The sequence below is a fragment of the Arthrobacter sp. 05T47 genome, from assembly GCF_056395825.1.
Genome location: NZ_JBFTKG010000016.1, coordinates 18,192 through 37,553 on the forward strand (window position 1 = coordinate 18,192; position 19,362 = coordinate 37,553).

A 19,362-nucleotide genomic window follows, 5' to 3' on the forward strand; every position below is an offset into this window, starting at 1 on the left:
GAATTCCGTCGCGCTGGGCCATTCACAGGCATGCATAAGTTCTCGCTCATCTTTGTCGCGGTGTGCGACCGGCCCGTGGGTACCATCGGGCCGGCCTCGACAGGGAAGCGGACCGCATCACCCGCTACATGAGGAGCGCTACATCGGCCAGGGGGATTCTGACGGCATGGAGACTACATCGAATTACCTGCATGGAAACCTCATACATGGCAGGTCGGACTCTAACCTTCAACCGGGATAGGCTGCTGCTCGGATCAGCTGATATCTACGCCCATATGCCTTCTAACATAAATCGACCTCGACGCGTGTCATGAGCGGGGCGACCGTTCAACTGAGTCTTGCCCAGATAGGGGCCGCTTGTTGACGSCTGTAGGCGGAGCGTCCTCAATAGACGGCAACTGTTTGATGATGTGCTGTGGGACAGCGTCGCCTTGACTCTTTTGGAGAAACCTAGTGTGGTCAAAGATGAAATCACGAATTGGGCGGACGAACGCGGGCGCATGATGAAAGATCTTGCCGGTGAAGTAGGCCTGCTGGCTCACCTTTGAAGTATGCGGTTTCCGATTCTCTTCAAAGGCCTGCAGTGCTGATGAGAGCGCCGCAGTGTTTGTCCCATTGACGTCGGCCAGGAATCGTCCAAGCAAGTAGCCGTCTTCGATGGACATCCCAGCGCCGTAGGCAGCGTAAGGGGAAGTAGGATGCGCCGCATCACCGACCAGTGTCACGCGCCCTTTCGACCACTGTTTCATGGGGACCCGGTCGACGATCTCCCACCGGTGAGTGTCTTCTGGTGCCGTGCGCTTGATAAATGACGGCAACGGCTCATCGAAATGCCCTGCCCGTTCCAGCGCGTAAGCACGAATATCACGCTCGATGAACGGCGTTTGGGGGACCCATTTCTCCAAGACCCACCACTCATATCCGTTACGACCTTCGTGTCGAATGGGAGTGTACGAGCCCTGCACAGTTCGATCGTGTGCGAAGACACCTCTCGTGCCGATTGACTCATCAGTGAGGAACCATCCACCCATAAGGTGGAGTCCGTGGTAGCGCTTCGGTGAGTCGCCCCACAACTCCTTCCGAACCGTGGAGTCGATGCCATCGGCGCCCACAAGCAGATCAACGGTAACGGCGTCATGGCCATCGAATTTCACCTGAACGGAGTCGCCGTTGTCGGTGAATCCCTTGAATTTGTGTGAAAGCTGGAGGACTCCCTCTGGGAGGGCATCAATCATCCGTTTGTACAGCCCCCATCGGATGAGCCCGATAAATCCGCCGTTGTATTCCTTGGCGACATCCTCAGGCATACRGAACTCAGCACGAATGCGGCCGTCGTAGCGGCGCAACTGGGTGAATGCTGGTGCACCCAGGTCGGCTGTATCGACTCCAAGCGCGCGCAATGCTTTCTGCGGTGTCGGCCAGAGATTCAGGATATTTCCAGCAGCCTTCACTTCTGGATAGCGCTCGTAGAGGCGAACGTCCCATCCGCGCTGATGCAGTCCGAGAGCAGCTGCAAGTCCGGCTGGACCTGCCCCGACGATAGCCGCCGTGGGCTTCTTGTTCGTCGATGTCATGAGCGTCTTCTCCATTCCAAGTCGTTTATTTCGGCGCTGGGGTTAGATGAAACCAGCTTGCTGAGTTGTGGTAAGAGGTTATTTGGGCCGCCGTTGTTGCGTCAGGGCTCGAAGCGGAATTAGGGAGCTGCAGTGTGGCTTGCGTCATTGATACTCTCCCGAGTCAGGCCACCCCCAATGTGGTATCCATCACTGATCGTAAACGAAACGAATCGTATAATACAAGAGTCGTCGATACGGCCACCCTTCTGCAAGGCTGGCAGCAGAATTTTAATGCCCTCAGCCTGTTCGCCGAAGACCAGCAGCGGCGCGCTGAGGCAGCCGCAGTGCCGTTGGCTGGGCTGCAGATCCTGCCGCCGGTCAGCCCCATGGGGCAATTACTGGCAGCGGGCGCCAACTACCGTCAGCACGTCATCGAGATTACGGTCGCGCACAAGCTCGGTGATCCAGATGCTTCCGAAGACGAGCTTCGGGAGCAGGCTGCCCGGGAAGTGGATGAGCGCCGGAACTCAGAAYCTGTCGCGGACGTGGCGTTCCCGCCCGTACAGCGAAACCACTGCAAGGATGATGATTCCGAAAATGATGCGGCTCTGCGCCTCGGAGAGTCCGTTGCTCACGATGATCGTGGACAAAAGGGTGAGGGTGAGTGCGCCGAGCAGCGTCCGCGTGTAGCTGCCGCGGATCGAGCCAAAGATGGTGCCTCCAACCAGGACGGCGGCCAGGCCCGAGAACAGATACGGCTCCCCGATGGTTTGCGACCATCCCGAGCCGTAGGAAGCAATGAAGATGCCTGCGATCCCGGCCAGGGCGCCCGAGGCGGCAAAAACCAGGGTCCACACAGCGGAGGTGCGAATCCTCGTCAGCCGGGCGGCCCGGAAATTGACTCCCGTGGCATGGAAGCGACGTCCGGCCGCGGTGCGGTTGAGGAAAATCCACATGCCCACCCCGCAGAGGAGCACGATCAGGATGATCGGCGGGAACGGCATGCCGAASGTGGTTCCCCGCAAACTCGCCAAAGAACGGAGCGCCTGCGGCGGGGCTGAGGAATAGTCGCCGTCGGCGAGGAAGAGCGTCGCGCCCGTCAGTGCCGCACCGGTGCCCAACGTGACGACCAGTGGCTGGACCGCGAAGCGGTGGCAGATCCAGCCGATCAGGGCACCGATGCCGCCGCAGACCAGGACCGTGATCAGCGCGGCGACAACCGCCGGCACCGCGAGCTTGCCCGCGACGTTCGCCGCCATAAAGGCGCCGAAGAGGATGTAACCCGGCGCAGCCAGGTCCAGTCCTCCCAGGATCACCACGAGCGTCTGGCCCATTGCTGCCAGGGCCAGCAAGGACGTAATGACTAGTATCGAGGTGACGGACCTGGGGTTTGCGATGGCCGGTATGGTGACCACCAGCCAGGCCGCCAGRGCCAGGACGACGAGGACCTGCAACGCCGGTACCTCGAAGACCCAGGCCCTGAACCTGGTCCAGGCCTCCTGCCGGGCGGTTGGTGCGTGGGATGCTTCCGCGGGGGACAGGGTGTCACTGGTCATGATGGGTTCCTCTTCAAACGGGGGGCCAGCAGCGTCGCGCCCAGCACGACGCCGACGACGAGGACGGCGCCGTAGGCGAATTGGATGAGGCTGGGGGCCACGCCCGAGGCGGTGAGCAATTGCTGCAGGAGATAAATGGAGACCGCTCCGAAGAGTGCGCCCAACAGGCCACCGCGGCCTCCGGCCAGGCTGGTTCCGCCCAGGACTGCGGCGGCGAGCCCCAGTAGTGCATAGGTGGAGGCTAGCGAAGAYTGCGMTGACTGCACGAGTGCGGTCAGCGCAATTCCGGCGATCCCGGCAAACAGGCCGCCGAGGGTGTAGGCCAGGATCCGGATCGCCTTGATGTTCACACCGGAACCGTAGGCGGAGACATCGCTCTCGCCGGTGGCCAGGAGGTTGCTGACAAAGGCCGTGCGGCGCAGCGCGAACCAGATCAGCCCGGCGACGCCRATCGTGATGAGGGCACCAGGGACGATGCCGATGCCCCCGGCGAAGASCTCCGTCCAGTTGTCAGGGGCGGCCACCGGGTTCTGRGCGATGGTCAGCGACAGGCCAACGAGCAGGAACAGCATCCCGGTGGTCGCGACCACCGGGTGCAGGCGGACGACGGCGACCAGGATTCCGTTCAGGGCTCCGATCCCGGCGGCCACCGCCAGGATGATGGGTGCCGCGAGGTGCCAGTCTCCCAGCCCAGCGGGAATGAGGATTGCGACGAACAGGCAGTTGATGAACGTGGCCAGTGGGCCGACCGAAATGTCGATGCCACCCGCCAGGATCGAGGGCGTGGAGGCGAATCCCACCAGCACGAAGGGCGCCAGGGTGGCCAGGGTGCCGGGGAGGCGAGCGGGGGAGAGGAAGGACGGTGAGACGATCAGGTTCAGCACCAGCAGCATCAGTGCGAGCAGGAAGGCAMAGGCGAAAGGCCAGCGCTGGAACATGGTCAGGACGCGGTTCATGTGTGCACCTCTGATTTCTGGCCGAAGTATGCGGCGACGATGGACTCGGTGGAGAGCTCGAAATGGGGGATCTGGGCAAACACGGATTGGTCGCGGAAGATCAGGACGCGGTCAGCGAGGTCGACGAGCTCGTCGACCTCGCTGGAGAGGATCACGACGCTCATGCCTTCGGCGCTAAGCAGGTGCAGGATTGCGTAGATCTCCCGCTTGGTCCCGATGTCGACCCCTCTGGTGGGGTCATTAAGCAGCAAGACCTTGGGGTCAGTGGCAAGCCAGCGCGCCAGCAGCACCTTCTGCTGGTTACCGCCGGACAGGGTGGAAATGGCGTCGTGCGCGGCGCCGAAGCGCAGGGACAGGGAGCGGGCGAAGGCATCGAACCGGCGGGCCATGCTGCGGGTGTCCAGCAGCCCGCCGCGACGGTCCTTGCCCAGGGTCGGCAGCGCGAAGTTTTCGCGGATCGACATGGACTCGAACAGCGACTCGCCGCGTCGTTCGCGCGGCAGGTAGGCGACCCCCAGGGCATCCCCGTTGCGCTCGGTAAGCTCCGCGGCGCCCTCGGGGAGGAGGCGGACGACGCTGCCGGGCCCACCGGCCACACCGGCCAGGCGCTTGATGAACTGGTCCTGTCCGTGGCCCTCGAGCCCCGCGAGGCCTACAATCTCGCCAGCGCGCAGCTCGAAGTCGATGGGTGTCGAGGCGGGCGCAAGGCGGACGGCCGCTCCCTGAAGGATGGTGTCCCCGGCATCATGCGGTTGCCGCCGTGTCTCGGCGTGGCCGGAGCTTCCGGTCATGTCCGCGATCAGCCGGTCGACGGACAGGTCCGAACGGTCCACGGTGGACACGCTCCGGCCGGACCGCAGAACGGTGACCCTGTCCGAAATCTCCGCGACCTCGTCCATCCGGTGCGAGATGAACAGGATGGCGGTCCCCCCGGCCGCGAGTCGGCGCAGCTCGACGAAGAGCCGATCACGGGACCTAACGTCCAGGGAAGCCGTTGACTCATCAAGGATGAGCACCTTGGGCTTTCGCACGAGCGCCCGCGCAATGCAGATGGACTGCCGCTCGGAGAGCGAGAGTTGGCCGGCGGGAAGATCGAGGGGTACCTCGCCGGCGATACGCGAGAGGACATCTTGCGCTATTGATCGCTGCTCGGCGCGGCCCAGCCGGCGACGGAACGTCCCGTGGGAMCCGAGCCAGACATTCTCGAGGACCGACTGGCTCCCCGCGGTGAGGACCTCTTGGAACACCGCCGCAATCCCCAGGTCCATGGCCTGTCGTGGCGATCGGCTGTTGACGGGGACGCCGTCCAATGTGACGGAGCCGGCGTCAGGACGGTGCACCCCACCCAGGATCTTTACGAGCGTGCTCTTCCCTGAGCCGTTTTCGCCCAGGAGCGTGTGGATCTCGCCCGGCCGGAGATGGAGGTCACCGTCGATAACGGCGCGCGTGGCACCGAACCGCTTGCTCACCCCGGCGAGCATCAGGCCGGATGGTTGGTTGTTCACGGCGAATCTCCTTTGAATGGCCGATGAATGTGTCTCAGGTCATATTCGAAACTAGACGAATCGTACCGCATGTGCCTAACCTGATGCCATACGATACGAATCGTTTTATATGTCAGGAGATAAACCATGAAGAAGACGACCTTTTTCCCCCGCTTCTCGACGGTCGGCGCCGCGATCCTGGGGGCCGGCGCCCTCGTCCTGACGGGCTGCTCGGCATCGGCGCCAGCGGCCCCGGGCTCCTCCGGAGGGGCAACCCCCGCCAAGGTGTCGCCGGCGGCAGCCGGGACCTGCGGGTCGCTGCCTACGGGTAGGGCGAACGATCCGAACGGCCTGCTGTCCGGTTTGCCCAAGGAGATCGCCGCGGGCTACAACCTCTACCCCTACGAGATCCGGAAATCGGCATGGGCCGACTACAAGTCGAAGAAGACTGAGGGTTTCACGGCTGCGATCGTGGGCATGCCACCTGCCAGCCCCTTCATTGCCTCCATGTCGGAGGCGATCCGCACGAGCCTGAAGGCCAATGGTGTCAAAATCGTCGGCGACTTCGCCCCAGATGACCCGTCGAACGTGCCCCTGCAGCTTCAGCAGTTCAACGAAGCGCTCTCGCTCAAGCCGGACGTGATCATCTACACCGCCATCGCACCGGAGCCGTCCGTGGGCTTGGCAAAGGCCGCCCATGACGCCGGCATCCCGCTGGTTGCCGCCCAGGTGCCGATCGATTCCGAGTACGCCGTGAGTGTGACGAGGAATACCCCGCTCGCTATCGCCCAGGTCACCGCCGGCACCGTGGCGTCAATCGGGGGCAAGGGCAACGTCCTGCGCGTCGACGGCATCCCGGGCATCCCGGTCTCGACCTTCGCGGGCCTGGGCATCGACGCCGTCCTGGCTAACTGCCCGGAGGTCAAGGTCGCCGGGTCGGTCACCGGCTTCTTCCAACCGGCCACGGCCCAGGCGGAGGTCCAGAAGTTCCTTGCGACCCACCCTGCCGGGGTTGACGCCGTCTTGCAGGCCGGAACGATGGGCGTCGGCATCCGCAACGCCTTTGTGGAATCGGGCATGGAGGTGCCGCCGATCGCGGACGACGGGTCCAGCCAGGGATTCTCCTCCTGGGCGCTGGCAAACCCCGGCTACCCCTACTTCGGCACCACGACCCCGTCCGTGCGCACCGGTGAGGCAGTGGTCGATGTGGCCCTGCGCATCCTGAAGGGCGAGGGACCGAAGATCAACCAGATCGTTGAACCCTCGGTGATCGTCTCCCGGGAGAACCTCGCCAAGGTCGCGGACCSCTCGTGGGACCACAATGACCTGACAGACCTGGCCGGCGACCCGGCGGACTACCTGCCCACCGACCGGCTCAACGCATTCTTCTCAAACCCCGGCGCATAGGGGCGGTGCGAGTCATGAGCACGAGCGATGATCCTCCACCCGGCCTGCCGATGTCCGGGTGCCGGGTGCCGGGACCAACGCCGGGCCGGTGAACGACTCAACGCGTTCTTCGGATAATCCCGGGGCCTGACGCCGACGCAGGAGCACACTCATCACCGGTCCTGGACCGGAACCGAGGGCCTCTTCCGCCGGGTGGATGTCGAATCGACATCCAMCCGGAAGGGGCCCTCGCCTGCTGTTGGGCTGCACGGTGAACGCGCCGGCCGGCGCGGAAGCCAGGATTCAGGGTACGCGGCCGCACGAGAACCGTCCGTCCTGCAGACCCCGGCCGCTTGCCTGTTTGTAGTCCGTTTCGGCGGCCGACGCACGATCCCGTTCCCTGCGTCCTCTGATTTCGTCAAGGGTGGCCCGCGGTCGCCGGATCGGTTCCGGTGCTGCATCTAGTCAYTCAAGGTCATTCAAGCCGTTTTCACGCGCAAAGAAGCCCCTTGGGACACTGAACCAGCATGCCGGTTCAGTGGTCCAAGGGGCTTTCCAATGCCGGCACTCCGCCGGACGGCCGCTTAGGGGCTGACGCGTCCGCGCAAGAATTCCGAGTCCGGGGAATCGGTGACGGGCAGTCCCGAGGCTTCCAGGCTTGCGCGCAGCTGCTTCATGAAGCGGTCGGGAAGTCTGACTGCCGGCGGGCGCAGGGCGCCGCCGTTGAAGCCGGAGAGCCACTCCTGGTACTTCCACTGGGTGCGGTTGATGGAGCTGGTGCCCGGGGTGGAAGTGGACGATACAGCCATATTGGCGGCCCGGGCCGGCTGGACCTCCCAGTAGCGCTTCATGGCTTCTTCCCATTTGCCGGTGCGCGCCAGTTCGAAGGCCTTGGGGTAGTAGTCTCCCATCCAGTTCGTGTTCGCGGTGCCGGAGAACTGGACGTCCAAGACCGACATGAGGGGGATTATTTCGGCCTCGATGGGGCAGGAGATCACTACTTCATCGCGGAAGTGGTGGTACATCTCCATGACTCCGGGGATGCCCGGGTAGCCCTGTTCGGCCTTGATGGCGACGATGCTCGGCATCGCGTCGAGGACGCGGCGCACGAAGTCCACGCTCATGCCTGCGGGGTGGATGCGCTCGAAGCCCCAGGCGGGGAGCGGGAACAGCATGGTGGCCAGATCGGTTTCGTCGGTGAAACGCTTGGTGTAGTCGAACACCTCGTCGTACGAGGTCGGCCAGAACGATGAAGGGTAGGCCAGCAGCGCGCGGTCGGCGCCGGCCTTGGTAGCCAGGTTTGCTGCATGGATGTTTTCTTCCAGGGTGCCGAAGATTGCGTGGAAGAAGAGGGCGAAGTCCGGGCCGGCTGCTTCGCGGGCGATGGCTGTGATTCGGGCGTTCTCCTCCGGGGTGATATTCGCTTCGGCGATCAGCAGGGAACCCTTGTAGCCACGTTCCTTGAGCAGGAGGATGTCGTGGCGGATCGCGTTTTCGTTGATGGCAGAGAAGTCCGGGGTGAAGGACGGGTGCGTCACCGCGACGGTGCCGACGAAGTTCTCCCGGGCCCAGGAGCGGGCTTCGGATTTGGTGTATTCCACCATGTTGTTCTCCTTTATTGTCAGTGGGGTCTATTTGCGGCTGGTGACGATGCCGACGGGCAGGACGGTGCCGATGCCCTCGGCGCGGGCGCGGTTAACGAGCATCTCGGCAACAACGATGTCCTGCAGGCCGGAACCGGTCGACTTGTAGATACGGATCCCGTGCTCCGCGTCGATGGCGGTTTCGCCGGTCAGGACGGCATTGAGTGTGACAATGAGCGAATCGACATCGACGCCGTGTGCCCGGGCCGCGATCATGTCCCCGCTGCCGTGCACGACCTCGTCACGGGTGTCCACCACGACGACCGCGGCGCGGGCGATCAGCTCCGCGGGCAGCTCGCGTTGTGCGGGGGTCGTGGAACCGATCGAGACCACCGCGGCGTTCGGGCCGACCCATTCGGCCAGCAGCGTAGGGGACTCGTCGCGGGAGCGTGCCGCGCACAGGATGAGATCCGCGCCTTCCGCGGCCTCGCGGGCCGAGCCGACAGCTCGTGCGGGTGCGCCGAACGTGCCGTCGAACTCGCGTGCAAAGGCCTCGCGGTTGGCAGGGGTCGGACTGAACACACGGATGTCGGCGAACTCAAGCAGGTGGGAAAAGGCTGTCAGGTGGGAACGCGCCTCAAAGCCGGAGCCGATCACACCGACGATCAGCGGCCGCTGCGGCACGATCGTGGAGGTGCCCACGGCAGTGGTCGCTGCGGTGCGCAGGCCGGTGACGCGATTTCCGTCCACGAGAGCCACCAGATCCGCGGTGTCCTTGTCGAAGAGTGAAATCAGATAGCTGACGCGCAGGCCGTCCGCGAAGGACCCGGCGATTGACTTTGCGCCGAACAGCTGGCCGTTGGGCGGCACCGAGGGCATGATCCGCAACCATTCGCGAGGTGTCTGGGCGAAGATCCTTCCCGGTGTGCCGCCCTCGTCGTCGGGGGCCTTGTAGGCGGTGCGGATGGCTTCGATCGCCCCGGCCCAGTCCGAAAGGCTGGCGACGTCGGCGTCGGTGAGAAAGAGCGGAAGATTGTTCGGTAACTCGCCATTGGTGCTCACGGGGGCACTCCTTGGATGTCGGGCAGCCGGTCCACGGGCTGCGGGCGTGGGTGGATTTACTGAGTAGACCCAAATAGTATCCGATACGAATCGTATCCTATATAGTCGTGACAGAGAACACGTCTCCAGGAAAGGATCCCAACCATGGCAATCGCAACCGTCAACCCGACCACCGGTTCGACCGAAATGATCATTGAGCCGCACTCGGCCGAGGAAGTCCAGGATCGCATCGCGGAAGCCGCCGAAGCGGCGCGGCTCCTGCGCGGCAGCACGTTCGCCCAGCGTGGGCAGTGGATGCTCGCCGCGGCGGACATCTTGGAGGGTCARGCGGAGGGCCTGGGCGAATTGATCACCGTCGAGATGGGCAAGCCGATTGCGCAATCGATTGCCGAGGTGCACAAGTGCGTCAAGGCCATGCGTTTCTACGCCGAGCATGCCGGGGAATTCCTGGCCGATGCCCCGCTGGCGGACCCGTCAACTGTCGGCGCAACCCGCGCGTGGACTCGCTACGAACCGCTGGGCACCGTCCTGGCGGTCATGCCCTGGAACTACCCCCTCTGGCAGGTCATCCGGTTTGCGGCCCCGGCGCTTATGGCGGGCAACTCCGGCCTGCTCAAGCATGCCTCGAACGTGCCCCAGGCGGCGCTCTTCCTTGACACGCTCTTTGAGCGGGCAGGGTTCCCGCGCGGCTCCTTCCGCACTCTGCTGATCGGCGGCTCCGAGGTGGCCGGCGTCCTGGCCGATGCGAGGGTCAAGGCGGTCACCTTGACGGGTTCCGAGCCGGCGGGGCGCTCCGTTGCCTCCATTGCCGGGGACCATGTGAAGAAGGCCGTGCTGGAGCTCGGTGGGTCGGACCCTTTCATTGTCATGCCCTCGGCGGACGTCTCGGCCGCGGCGGCGACCGCCGTGCGTGCGCGGATCAGCAACAACGGCCAGTCCTGTATTGCCGGCAAGCGCTTCATCGTGCACACCGAGGTCTATGACGCGTTCGCCGCCGAATTCGTGAAGCTGATGTCGGAGCTTGTCGTCGGGGACCCGCTGGATCCCGCGACCCAGGTAGGGCCCTTGGCCACCCTGTCAGGGCGCGATGAGCTGGCCGGGCTCGTTGAGGACGCCCGCGCCCTGGGTGCCCAGGTGCTGACCGGCGGGGTGACTCCCGGGGGCCCCGGCTTCTTTTACGCCCCCACGGTGCTCGCCGGGCTCAGCGACGGGATGCGGATCATCCAGGAGGAGACCTTTGGGCCCGTCGCCTCGCTCTATCGTGCGGCGGACCGCGAGGACGCCCTGCGGATCGCCAATCAGACCACCTTCGGGCTTTCCAGCGCGGTCTGGACCAGCGACGCCCAGGAAGAGGAATGGTTCACGGCCAATCTTGACGCCGGCGCGGTGTTCGTCAACGGCATGACCGTCTCGCACCAGGAGCTTCCGTTCGGCGGGATCAAGCGCTCCGGGTTCGGGCGTGAGCTCGCCGCGGACGGCATCCGGGAGTTCTGCAACCTCAAGACCGTCTGGAAGGCCTGAGTCGCAAGGCTAGACGCGCATTCAAGCCCACCCGTGCCCTTGTGCGGCTAAGTGATGCATGTTACTTTTTATTCGAAACGATACGTACTGAACTTGAAGGAGCAAGATGGCTAACGTCAACGTCGACGTGGTAGTGATCGGGGGAGGGCCTGTAGGAGTCACTGCGCTGGCCTTGCTGGGGCGCGCAGGTCTGACCGCCATCGGGGTGGAGCGTGATGTCCAGGTTTGGCCAACTGCCCGCGCCGTGCACTTTGATGGTGAAACCTTCCGCACCCTCCAATCGCTGGGAGTCGCCGAGCGCTTTGCCGAGGTAACTTTGCCGATGTCCTCCTTCCACATCGAGAACGAGGAGCGGGAAGTCCTGGTGTCCTTGCCCACGGGTCAGTTTGGCACCCAGGGTTGGCACGACGATCTCACCTTTCACCAACCGGACATCGAGGTCCTGCTGCGGGATGTCGTGGAAGAACTTCCCGGCGTCGAGCTCCGCCGAGGCACCAGCGTGCTCTCCGTGCGCAATGAGGGACCGGGCGTCGAGGTGGCGGTGCGTGGCTCCGACGGCGCGGAATCCTTAATTCGCGCCCGCTGGGCCATCGCAGCGGACGGGGCACGTTCACCAAGCCGCCAGGCGCTGGGCATCGAGTGCGAAAAGCTGGGCGAGGATGCACAGTGGCTTGTCGCGGACGGCATTTTGGAAGAAGGCCCCGGCCTGTCTTCCGACATGATCTTCCTGGGTCATCACACAAGGCCCGCCCTGTGGATCCGCCTCCCCGGCAAACGGGTGCGGATGGAGTTCATGTTGATGCCGGGGGACGACCCCGAGGAAATTGCCACCCCTGCGGGTGTGGAAAAGATCAGCCACGGCGTGCTGCCGACAGACAGATTCACTGCAGACCGGCTCGCTATTTATACCTTCCGTGGCCGCATCGCACGGCAGTGGCGCGCCGGGAACATCTTCCTGGCGGGGGACGCAGCCCACCAGGCGCCACCGCTTTTTGGTCAGGGCCTATGCGCCGGAATACGCGACGTGGCCAACCTGGTGTGGAAGCTCGATGCCGTCAAGCGCGGTGCGGCCGACGACAGCCTCCTTGACACCTACGAGAGTGAACGCATGCCGCATGCACGGTTCTGGGTCGAGCAGGCAACCCGGGCGGCGGGCTTCATGCAAACCACCGACGCCGACACCGCGAAGCAGCGTGACGCCTTCATCCGCGCAAACCCCGCCGCATCCGCACCGATCTCACCCGCGCTGGGCCCTGGCCTGCACGACGGCGGCACCGACGAACGCGCCGGCCGGCTCGGCATGCAGCCGATCCTCGCCGACGGGGTGCGCCTGGATGACATGGTGGGAAGCCGTTTCCTGGTGGCAACAACCCGCGAGCTCTATGCCGCGGTCCCGGCCCCACTGCGGGAACTACTTGAGGAACATGCCGACGTCGTGGTCCTGTTCGATCCGGCCAAGGTCGGCCAGATCCTTGCCGCCGCCGGCGCCCAGGCGGTCGTCGTTCGCCCGGACCGCTACATCCTGGGCCTCGGCGACACCCCCGAGGCCCTGGAGCGCCTCATCCGCAGCATTCCGCAGGCCGGCCACAACGTGCCGGCACGCATCTAAACCCACATCCGCGTCAAACGGACAGAACACAGGAGACCATCATGGCATTCAGCCCCATCACACACCTGAGGCACTTCGACATCGCGGTGCCCGACTACCAGAAGCAGGTTGAGTTCTACAAGAACCACTGGGGCCTCACCGAAATGGAGAACGACGGCGGCGTGACCTACTTCGCCGCCGAGGGATCCCCGGAACAGTATTCGGTCCGCGTGCGCGAGGCCGATGAGAAGCGCCTTGACATGGTCGCGTTCGGCGCGGCGGACAAGGCCTCGGTGGACCAGCTCGCCTCGGACCTCATTGCCAAGGGCGTGAAGCTCATTGGCGAACCCGATGACGTCAAGACCCTCGGTGGGGGATACGGMTTCCGCTTCTTCGACTTGGAGGGACGCACCATCGAGGTCTCCTCCGATGTTGAGGTGCGCAAGCACCGCAAGATCGAGGAACGCGAGGCGATCCCGGTGCGGCTCTCCCACGTGGTGCTCAACTCCCCGGAACCGGAAAAGATGCGCGCCTGGTATGAACAGCATCTGGGCTTCCGTCTCTCCGACACCCTGAACCACCCGCACATGGGCGACCTCTTCTACTTCATGCGCTGCAATGCACAACACCACTCCATAGCGATCTCCCGCGGTCCGCATGCCTCGCTGCAGCACGCGTCCTTCGAGCTGCGCGGCATCGACGAGTACATGCGCGGAAGCGGCAAGCTGCTGCGGTCCGGGTTCAAGAAAATCTGGGGCCCTGGCCGCCACAAGGCCGGGGACAACACCTTCACCTACTTCCACGATCCCAACGGGAACACCATGGAATACACCACCGAGCTGGATTCGGTGGATGAGGATACCTGGCATCCAAGCATCTTTGACACGCGCGACCCCGAGACCTCCGACCAATGGGGAACCGGCGGCGACATGGACGAATTCATCGCCCGCGAAATGTTCAACGACCGCGACAAGGGCCTGTACGTGGCCCCACCGGTATAGCGGCAGCAGACAATGACTAATGGAGGATTCATGGAAGAGGCACGCGTGAACGGATTCATGCTGGGCACTTTCGAGGACGGCGGGGAGGAGTTTCCCGGTGTGGTCTTCGGCGACGACGTCGTTGACCTGCGCACAGTGGTGCCGGGAATCGGGCGGATCGGGGACCTGTTCGCTGACTGGGATGCGCACCTGGACGCCCTCGAGGCCATCGACCCGGCAGCGGCGGGCGCACGCCCGCTCGACGGGCTGCGGGTGCTGCCGCCGGTGCAGCCGGTGGGCACCATCATCGCCGCGGGGGCGAACTACCGTGAGCACGTCCTGCAGATGAGTGTGGCCCACAAGCTCGGCAAGGAAGGCGCCGATGCGGCGCAACTGGCCGCCGACGCCGCAGCCGAAATCGACGAGCGCGGCCGGACGGGCGACCCCTACGTCTGGACCGGGATCCCCTCGGCGGTCTGCGGCGCCTACGATGACGTGAAGTTGCCGGATGTCGGCGGAAACGTCGACTGGGAACTGGAGCTTGGCGTGGTCATCGGCCGCAGGGCGCACCGGGTCGCGGCCGAAGACGCTTTCGACTACGTGGCCGGGTATACGATCGTCAACGACATCACGGCGCGCACGCTCGTACCGCGCAACGACATCGCGATGATGGGCACCGACTGGTTCCGTGCCAAGAACCAGCCGACGTTCTTCCCCACCGGCCCCTACRTGGTGCCGAAGCGGTTCGTCCCGGATCCTGCGAAGCTCCGCATCYSCTTGAGCCTCAACGGCACGCTGATGCAGGATGCCTTGGCCGATGACCTGCTCTTCGACATCCCGAGCCTGATCGCCTACGCCTCCTCGGTGGCCGTGCTGCTGCCCGGCGATGTCCTCATCACCGGTTCGCCTGCGGGCAACGGTTCGCATTGGGGCMGTTACCTGAGGGACGGCGACGTGATGGAGGCGGAAATCTCTGGTCTCGGCATCCAGCGTTCAACGGTCCGTGGGCCTAGCGGGCAGTTGCCTCCCTGGTATGTGGATCGCCCGGACGCGGTCGCCGCGGCCGGCGGGGCCGCCCCGTGATCCTGCGTCAAAGCCACTTCGTTCCGCCGGTGTCCTATCTGCTGGCGGCCGAGCTGGGATTTCTGCGCGGTGTTGAGGTGCTGCCCACCCGGACGCCCTCGAGCGCGGAGCAGCTGCGGGCCCTGCTTGCCGGGGAGCAGGACATGGTGGTCACGGCTATCGACAACCTGTTCGAATGGACCCGGGCCGGCGCCGACKTGCGCCTGGTTGCCCAGGTCGAGCAGACCACGCMRCTGGGCATCTATGCAGGCGGTGACGTGGAATCCCTCGCGGACCTGGCCGGGTGCCGGTTCGCCGTGGACGCCCCCGACAACGGTTTCGCGCTCATCGCCAAGCACCTGCTACGGGACGCCGGCGTCGAGGTCGACTACGTGGTGGTGGGCGGCGTTCGCGAACGCTTGGACGCGCTGCTCGGCGGCCAAGTGGACGCGACCCTGCTCGGGCCGCCGTTCGACAAACTGGCCGAAAAGGCCGGGATGCGGCGCGTGGTGGACGTCAATGCCCTGCTGCCGGAACTGCCGGGCCAAGGCCTGGTGGTCCGCGCCGAGCTTCTCGCTTCCGCAGAGCTGGAACGCTACCTGGGCGCTTTGGTGCGCGGGGTGGCGGCCGGAGAGTCGATGACCGACGCGGAGGGAATCGAGTTGCTTGAACGCTGCGGCTACCAGGCGGCGGCCACGGCGGCCTGGGGCGCGCGCGCCCGCACGCTTGCGGTGGATCAGCGCGGACTTGGACTGCTGACCGGGATCCGTCGAAGCCTGGGCATGCTTCCGCCGGACATCGGGCTGGAGGAGCTCTGCGACGGCGAACCACTCCTGAGGGCCACCCGGGCCGCCACGGTCGGTAACTGAGCGTCACCCCCACGAACTTGTCTATTGCAACCCCACCAACCCAATGCGATACTGTACGTATCGTATGTTTGATGTCCAAAGGAGCAACCATGAAACTGGGACGTATAGCAGTGCCCACGCCCGACGGCGAGCAGATTCGACTCGTCGCGGCCCAGCCGGAGCAGGGCCGGGTTATTGACCTTGCCCGCGCCTATGCCTTGACGCTGCAGCGCAAGGCTGCCGAGCCCGAGCGCGCCCGGGCTCTCGCCCTGGCGGTGCTTCCCGGAAGCCTGGCGGCGGGAATCGGCGGAGGCGCCGTATTCCTGGACGCCGCACACGCTGCGCTTGCCGCGGCCGACGACGCTTCGCTTGCCATCGATGAGGTCTCGTGGCGGGCGGCGGTCGACGCCCCGGTCATTCGCGACGGGCTGACCTTCGAGCAGCACATCCAGAACTTCCACCGCATTGTCGCCAAGGCACAGCCGGCAAGGTCGATCTACGAGCGTCCGGGGTATTTCAAGGGCACTACGGCCATGTCCTATGGCCACAACCAGGTTCTGCCCTACCCCGACTTCACCGAAGCCCTCGACTGGGAACTCGAGGTCGGCTACGTCGTGGGCAAGTCCGGAAGCGACCTGACCCCGGACACGGCGCTGGACCACCTCTTTGGCATCACCGTCTTCAACGACTTCAGCGCACGCGATATCCAAGGCGCGGAAATGGCGATCGGCATGGGCCCGCAGAAGTGCAAGGACTTCGGCTACGGCATTGGCCCCTGGGTCACCACCATGGACGAAATCGATTCCATCGAGGGACTGCGCGGCCAGGTCCGCGTCAACGGGGAGGTGCTCTCCGACACCAAGGTCGAGGACTTTGTCTACACCCCCGCAGAGCTGCTGGCCTACGTCTCGATCTCCGACCGCCTGCAGCCGGGCGACATCATTGGATCGGGCACGATGGGCTTCGGCGCCGGCGTTGAAATCGGAAAGTTCCTGAAGCCCGGCGACGTCATTGAACTCGAGCTCGAAGGCGTCGGCACGTTGCGCACACCGATCTCCACCGAACGCCAGAAGGCTCCCTGGTGGCCCGAGCCGCGCACCTACCCGCACGAAGAATGGGTGGTCTGATGACCCGCCCCCCAGTACGCCGCATCGTCACCGGGCACGACGACCAGGGACGCGCCATCATCCTCTCGGACGGTGCCGCGCCCAACCACTGGTCCTCGGAAGTGATTCCGGGATTCGGTGCCACCGTGCCCTGGCTGACCGCGGCCGGACGCATCGACCACGTCACCGACGCGGACCCGGCCGCGGCCGACGCCGAGATTCCCAGCTTCCCCGCTGCCGGCGAGACGATCCTGCGCATTGCAGACTTCCCGCCGGACGCCGTCTATCCGGACGAGGCGGGTTCGGTGATCTTTAGCGAGCTCGACGGGCACGACGAGGCCGAAGCAGGCGCCGAGCACAGCGGCTCCAAGCACTTCTGGTTCCATCGCACCGACTCGCTGGACTACGCTGTCGTGCTCGAGGGCGAGATCACGCTGCTGGTCGACGAGGGTGAGGCAACCATGCGCGCCGGCGACGTGGCCGTGCAACGCGCCACCAGCCACGCGTGGTCCAATCGCACCGACCGCACGGCCCGGGTCCTTTTTGTGTTGATCGGAACCGAGCCCCTCACAGCATCCCAGATCGCCGAGCGACGCAGGGAAGCTTCCCGGCCCTTGGAGAGCGCATGATCCTCAACGCCCACGCCGCAGACGGCGAAGTGATCTGGGAGCCCGACCTCGAACGCAGCGCGGAGACCGGCATCGGGCARTTCGCCGCCTTCCTGGGCCGGCAAGGCATTGATGTCAGTGCAGGCTACGACGAGCTCTGGCAGTGGTCGGTGGATGAGCCGGAACAGTTCTGGGAACTCTTTGCCCGGTTTGCGGGAGTCGAGTTCGGCGGTACGGCAGGACCGGTCTGCACCACTGACGCCATGCCGCACACGCGGTGGTTTCCGGGACGCACCCTCAATTTCGCCCGGCACCTGCTGCAGGGCCACGAAGGAATTGCGCTGGTGGGCATCGCCGAGGACGGGACGCGCGAAGAGGTCACCTGGGACGCGCTGAGGCGCGAGGTGGCATCCCTCGCCGCGCACCTTCGGGACCGCGGGGTGGGCCACGGGGACCGGGTCGTCGGAATCCTTCCGAATGTTGCCGAAGCCGTCGTCGGGCTGCTCGCCACTGCCACTATCGGTGCTATTTGGTCCGTCTGCGCCCCTGAGTTCGGCCCGGGTGCGATCGTTTCGCGGTTCGCCCAGCTCGGTCCAAAGGTCGTCATCGCCGCGCCGGGCTACCGGCTCGGCGGGAAAGACCGGGACCGCCRTGGGGAGCTGGGGGAGATCTTCGCTCAACTTCCCACCCTCGAGCACATCATCTGGGTGGGGCGGCATACATCTGTCCCGAGTGTCCCAACCCGGGTTCCGGCCGTGGACTGGGCCCAGGCCGTGGCCGAACCGGCGGAGCTCGTCTTCGAGGACGTCGAGTTCAGCCACCCGCTGTGGGTCCTGTTCTCCTCCGGGACAACGGGCATTCCCAAGGGCATCGTGCACGGGCACGGCGGGGCGCTTCTTGAGGAAATGAAGATGCTCCTCATCCACTCCGACCTGCGGCCCGGGGACCGCTATCTCAACGTGGCCTCTACGAGCTGGGTGCTGTGGAACGCGCTCGTCTCCGCACTGGGGGTGGGGGCGACGGCGGTACTCGTCGACGGAAACCCCACCTTCCCGTCCATCGACCGGGTGTGGCAGATTGCCGCAGCCGAGCAGGTCGCGGTCCTCGGTGTGGGTGCGGGATTTGTACATGCCTGCGCGAAGGCGGCTCTGGTACCGATGCGCGACCACGACCTGGACGCCCTGAATTCCCTTCAGGTCACTGGATCGCCGCTTTCGGCCGACGGTTATCGCTGGGTCTACGGCAATGTGGGTGACATCTGGTTGAGTTCGATGAGTGGTGGCACCGACATCGCCTCCATCTTCGTGGGAGGATCCCCGACATTGCCGGTCCATGTCGGCTACATCCAGGCTCCGGCCCTCGGAGTGCGCGTGGAGTCGTGGGATGAAGCCGGCAATCCCACCCGGGGCAAGGGCGAACTGGTAGTGACCAGGGCAATGCCCTCGATGCCGCTGAGCTTCTGGGGAGACGATGGCAGCAGGTACCACGAGAGCTACTTCGCGATGTACCCGGGGGTGTGGCGGCACGGGGACTACATCGAGTTCACGCACCGGGGCATCCTCATCCACGGCCGTTCCGACTCGACCCTCAACCGCAACGGGCTGCGGCTCGGTTCGGCAGACATCTACACGGTGGTCGAATCGCTGCCGGAAGTCGCCGAGGCCCTGGTTGTCGGTGCGGAACTGGGCACTGACTACTACATGCCGCTGTTCGTCCACCTGGCCGACGGTGCCAATCCGGACGTGACCCAAGAGGCGATCACAAGATCAATCCGTGAGAACCTCTCCGTCCGATACCTGCCTGACGAGATTGTCTTCATGCCCGGAATTCCGCATACCCGCACCGGAAAGAAGCTGGAAGTCCCCATCAAGCGGCTTCTGCAAGGAGCGCGGCTGGAAACGGTCGCGGATCTCGGGTCGGTGGATGATCCCGTGCTGTTGGAAGAATATGCCCGGTTTGCCCTTGAACGGCAGACGATATCACCGTAGGCGGCACCGCTACTGGCTTCCGACAGGTTCGGCCCGCCGTAATGGGTGGTGGGCGCCGGGAAGTATCGAGGATAAGAC

15 protein-coding genes are annotated in these 19,362 nt (G+C 64.9%); 9 read left to right on the forward strand and 6 right to left on the reverse strand.

The window, feature by feature from the left end:
• Window positions 1–308 precede the first annotated feature (308 nt).
• The 4 genes from AC1DEY_RS12595 to AC1DEY_RS12610 all read right to left on the reverse strand — a co-directional run bounded on the left by AC1DEY_RS12595 (window position 309) and on the right by AC1DEY_RS12610 (window position 5,573).
• A complete protein-coding gene (locus AC1DEY_RS12595) occupies window positions 309–1,589 on the reverse strand; it encodes an FAD-dependent oxidoreductase (RefSeq protein WP_476868220.1) in 1,281 nt (426 codons plus the stop codon).
• 494 nt (window positions 1,590–2,083) lie between these two features.
• Window positions 2,084–3,112 (reverse strand): ABC transporter permease, encoded by a 1,029-nt coding sequence (locus tag AC1DEY_RS12600; RefSeq protein WP_056431733.1) that lies wholly within the window; start codon window positions 3,110–3,112, stop codon window positions 2,084–2,086.
• Entirely contained in the window at window positions 3,109–4,068 is a 960-nt protein-coding gene (locus AC1DEY_RS12605; protein WP_476868221.1) for an ABC transporter permease, read from the reverse strand. The genes AC1DEY_RS12600 and AC1DEY_RS12605 overlap by 4 nt, the downstream gene beginning before the upstream one ends.
• Window positions 4,065–5,573: a sugar ABC transporter ATP-binding protein gene (locus AC1DEY_RS12610; RefSeq protein WP_476868222.1), complete on the reverse strand. Its 1,509-nt coding sequence runs from the start codon at window positions 5,571–5,573 to the stop codon at window positions 4,065–4,067. The genes AC1DEY_RS12605 and AC1DEY_RS12610 overlap by 4 nt, the downstream gene beginning before the upstream one ends.
• A gap of 126 nt (window positions 5,574–5,699) precedes the next feature.
• Here AC1DEY_RS12610 and AC1DEY_RS12615 point away from each other — a divergent pair, with 126 nt between their 5' ends.
• Window positions 5,700–6,959 (forward strand): substrate-binding domain-containing protein, encoded by a 1,260-nt coding sequence (locus AC1DEY_RS12615; protein WP_476868223.1) that lies wholly within the window; start codon window positions 5,700–5,702, stop codon window positions 6,957–6,959.
• A gap of 563 nt (window positions 6,960–7,522) precedes the next feature.
• Here the strand turns inward: AC1DEY_RS12615 and AC1DEY_RS12620 are convergent.
• On the reverse strand, window positions 7,523–8,542 hold the full coding sequence (locus AC1DEY_RS12620; RefSeq protein ID WP_459384515.1) for a dihydrodipicolinate synthase family protein: 1,020 nt from the start codon (window positions 8,540–8,542) through the stop codon (window positions 7,523–7,525).
• Window positions 8,543–8,569: 27 nt separating this feature from the next.
• Entirely contained in the window at window positions 8,570–9,583 is a 1,014-nt protein-coding gene (locus AC1DEY_RS12625) for an ornithine cyclodeaminase family protein (RefSeq protein WP_230008245.1), read from the reverse strand.
• 144 nt (window positions 9,584–9,727) lie between these two features.
• Here AC1DEY_RS12625 and AC1DEY_RS12630 point away from each other — a divergent pair, with 144 nt between their 5' ends.
• From AC1DEY_RS12630 to AC1DEY_RS12665, 8 genes are all read left to right on the forward strand, one after another.
• Complete coding sequence (locus tag AC1DEY_RS12630) at window positions 9,728–11,104, forward strand: aldehyde dehydrogenase family protein (protein ID WP_476858223.1); 1,377 nt, start codon at window positions 9,728–9,730, stop codon at window positions 11,102–11,104.
• 106 nt (window positions 11,105–11,210) lie between these two features.
• Window positions 11,211–12,713: a bifunctional 3-(3-hydroxy-phenyl)propionate/3-hydroxycinnamic acid hydroxylase gene (locus tag AC1DEY_RS12635; protein ID WP_476858222.1), complete on the forward strand. Its 1,503-nt coding sequence runs from the start codon at window positions 11,211–11,213 to the stop codon at window positions 12,711–12,713.
• Between the two features lie 41 nt (window positions 12,714–12,754).
• Window positions 12,755–13,693 carry a VOC family protein gene (locus AC1DEY_RS12640; protein WP_476868224.1) on the forward strand — a complete coding sequence of 313 codons (939 nt, stop codon included), beginning with the start codon at window positions 12,755–12,757 and terminating at the stop codon, window positions 13,691–13,693.
• Window positions 13,694–13,723: 30 nt separating this feature from the next.
• Window positions 13,724–14,755: a fumarylacetoacetate hydrolase family protein gene (locus tag AC1DEY_RS12645; protein WP_476868225.1), complete on the forward strand. Its 1,032-nt coding sequence runs from the start codon at window positions 13,724–13,726 to the stop codon at window positions 14,753–14,755.
• Window positions 14,752–15,603 carry an ABC transporter substrate-binding protein gene (locus tag AC1DEY_RS12650; protein WP_476868226.1) on the forward strand — a complete coding sequence of 284 codons (852 nt, stop codon included), beginning with the start codon at window positions 14,752–14,754 and terminating at the stop codon, window positions 15,601–15,603. Before AC1DEY_RS12645 ends, AC1DEY_RS12650 begins: the two co-directional genes overlap by 4 nt.
• Before the next feature lie 89 nt (window positions 15,604–15,692).
• Window positions 15,693–16,709 (forward strand): fumarylacetoacetate hydrolase family protein, encoded by a 1,017-nt coding sequence (locus AC1DEY_RS12655; RefSeq protein ID WP_476858219.1) that lies wholly within the window; start codon window positions 15,693–15,695, stop codon window positions 16,707–16,709.
• Window positions 16,709–17,317 (forward strand): cupin domain-containing protein, encoded by a 609-nt coding sequence (locus tag AC1DEY_RS12660; RefSeq protein ID WP_476858218.1) that lies wholly within the window; start codon window positions 16,709–16,711, stop codon window positions 17,315–17,317. Before AC1DEY_RS12655 ends, AC1DEY_RS12660 begins: the two co-directional genes overlap by 1 nt.
• The gene (locus tag AC1DEY_RS12665; protein ID WP_476868227.1) at window positions 17,314–19,284 is read left to right on the forward strand and encodes an acetoacetate--CoA ligase; all 1,971 of its coding nucleotides are present in this window, start codon (window positions 17,314–17,316) and stop codon (window positions 19,282–19,284) included. Before AC1DEY_RS12660 ends, AC1DEY_RS12665 begins: the two co-directional genes overlap by 4 nt.
• Window positions 19,285–19,362 lie beyond the last annotated feature (78 nt).

What these genes read in the sequence shown, in the direction of transcription:
- AC1DEY_RS12620 (WP_459384515.1), bottom strand. Translation starts at nt 8,542, where the DNA reads ATGGTGGAATACACCAAATCCGAAGCCCGCTCCTGGGCCCGGGAGAAC.
- AC1DEY_RS12635 (WP_476858222.1), top strand. Translation starts at nt 11,211, where the DNA reads ATGGCTAACGTCAACGTCGACGTGGTAGTGATCGGGGGAGGGCCTGTA.
- AC1DEY_RS12655 (WP_476858219.1), top strand. Translation starts at nt 15,693, where the DNA reads ATGAAACTGGGACGTATAGCAGTGCCCACGCCCGACGGCGAGCAGATT.
- AC1DEY_RS12660 (WP_476858218.1), top strand. Translation starts at nt 16,709, where the DNA reads ATGACCCGCCCCCCAGTACGCCGCATCGTCACCGGGCACGACGACCAG.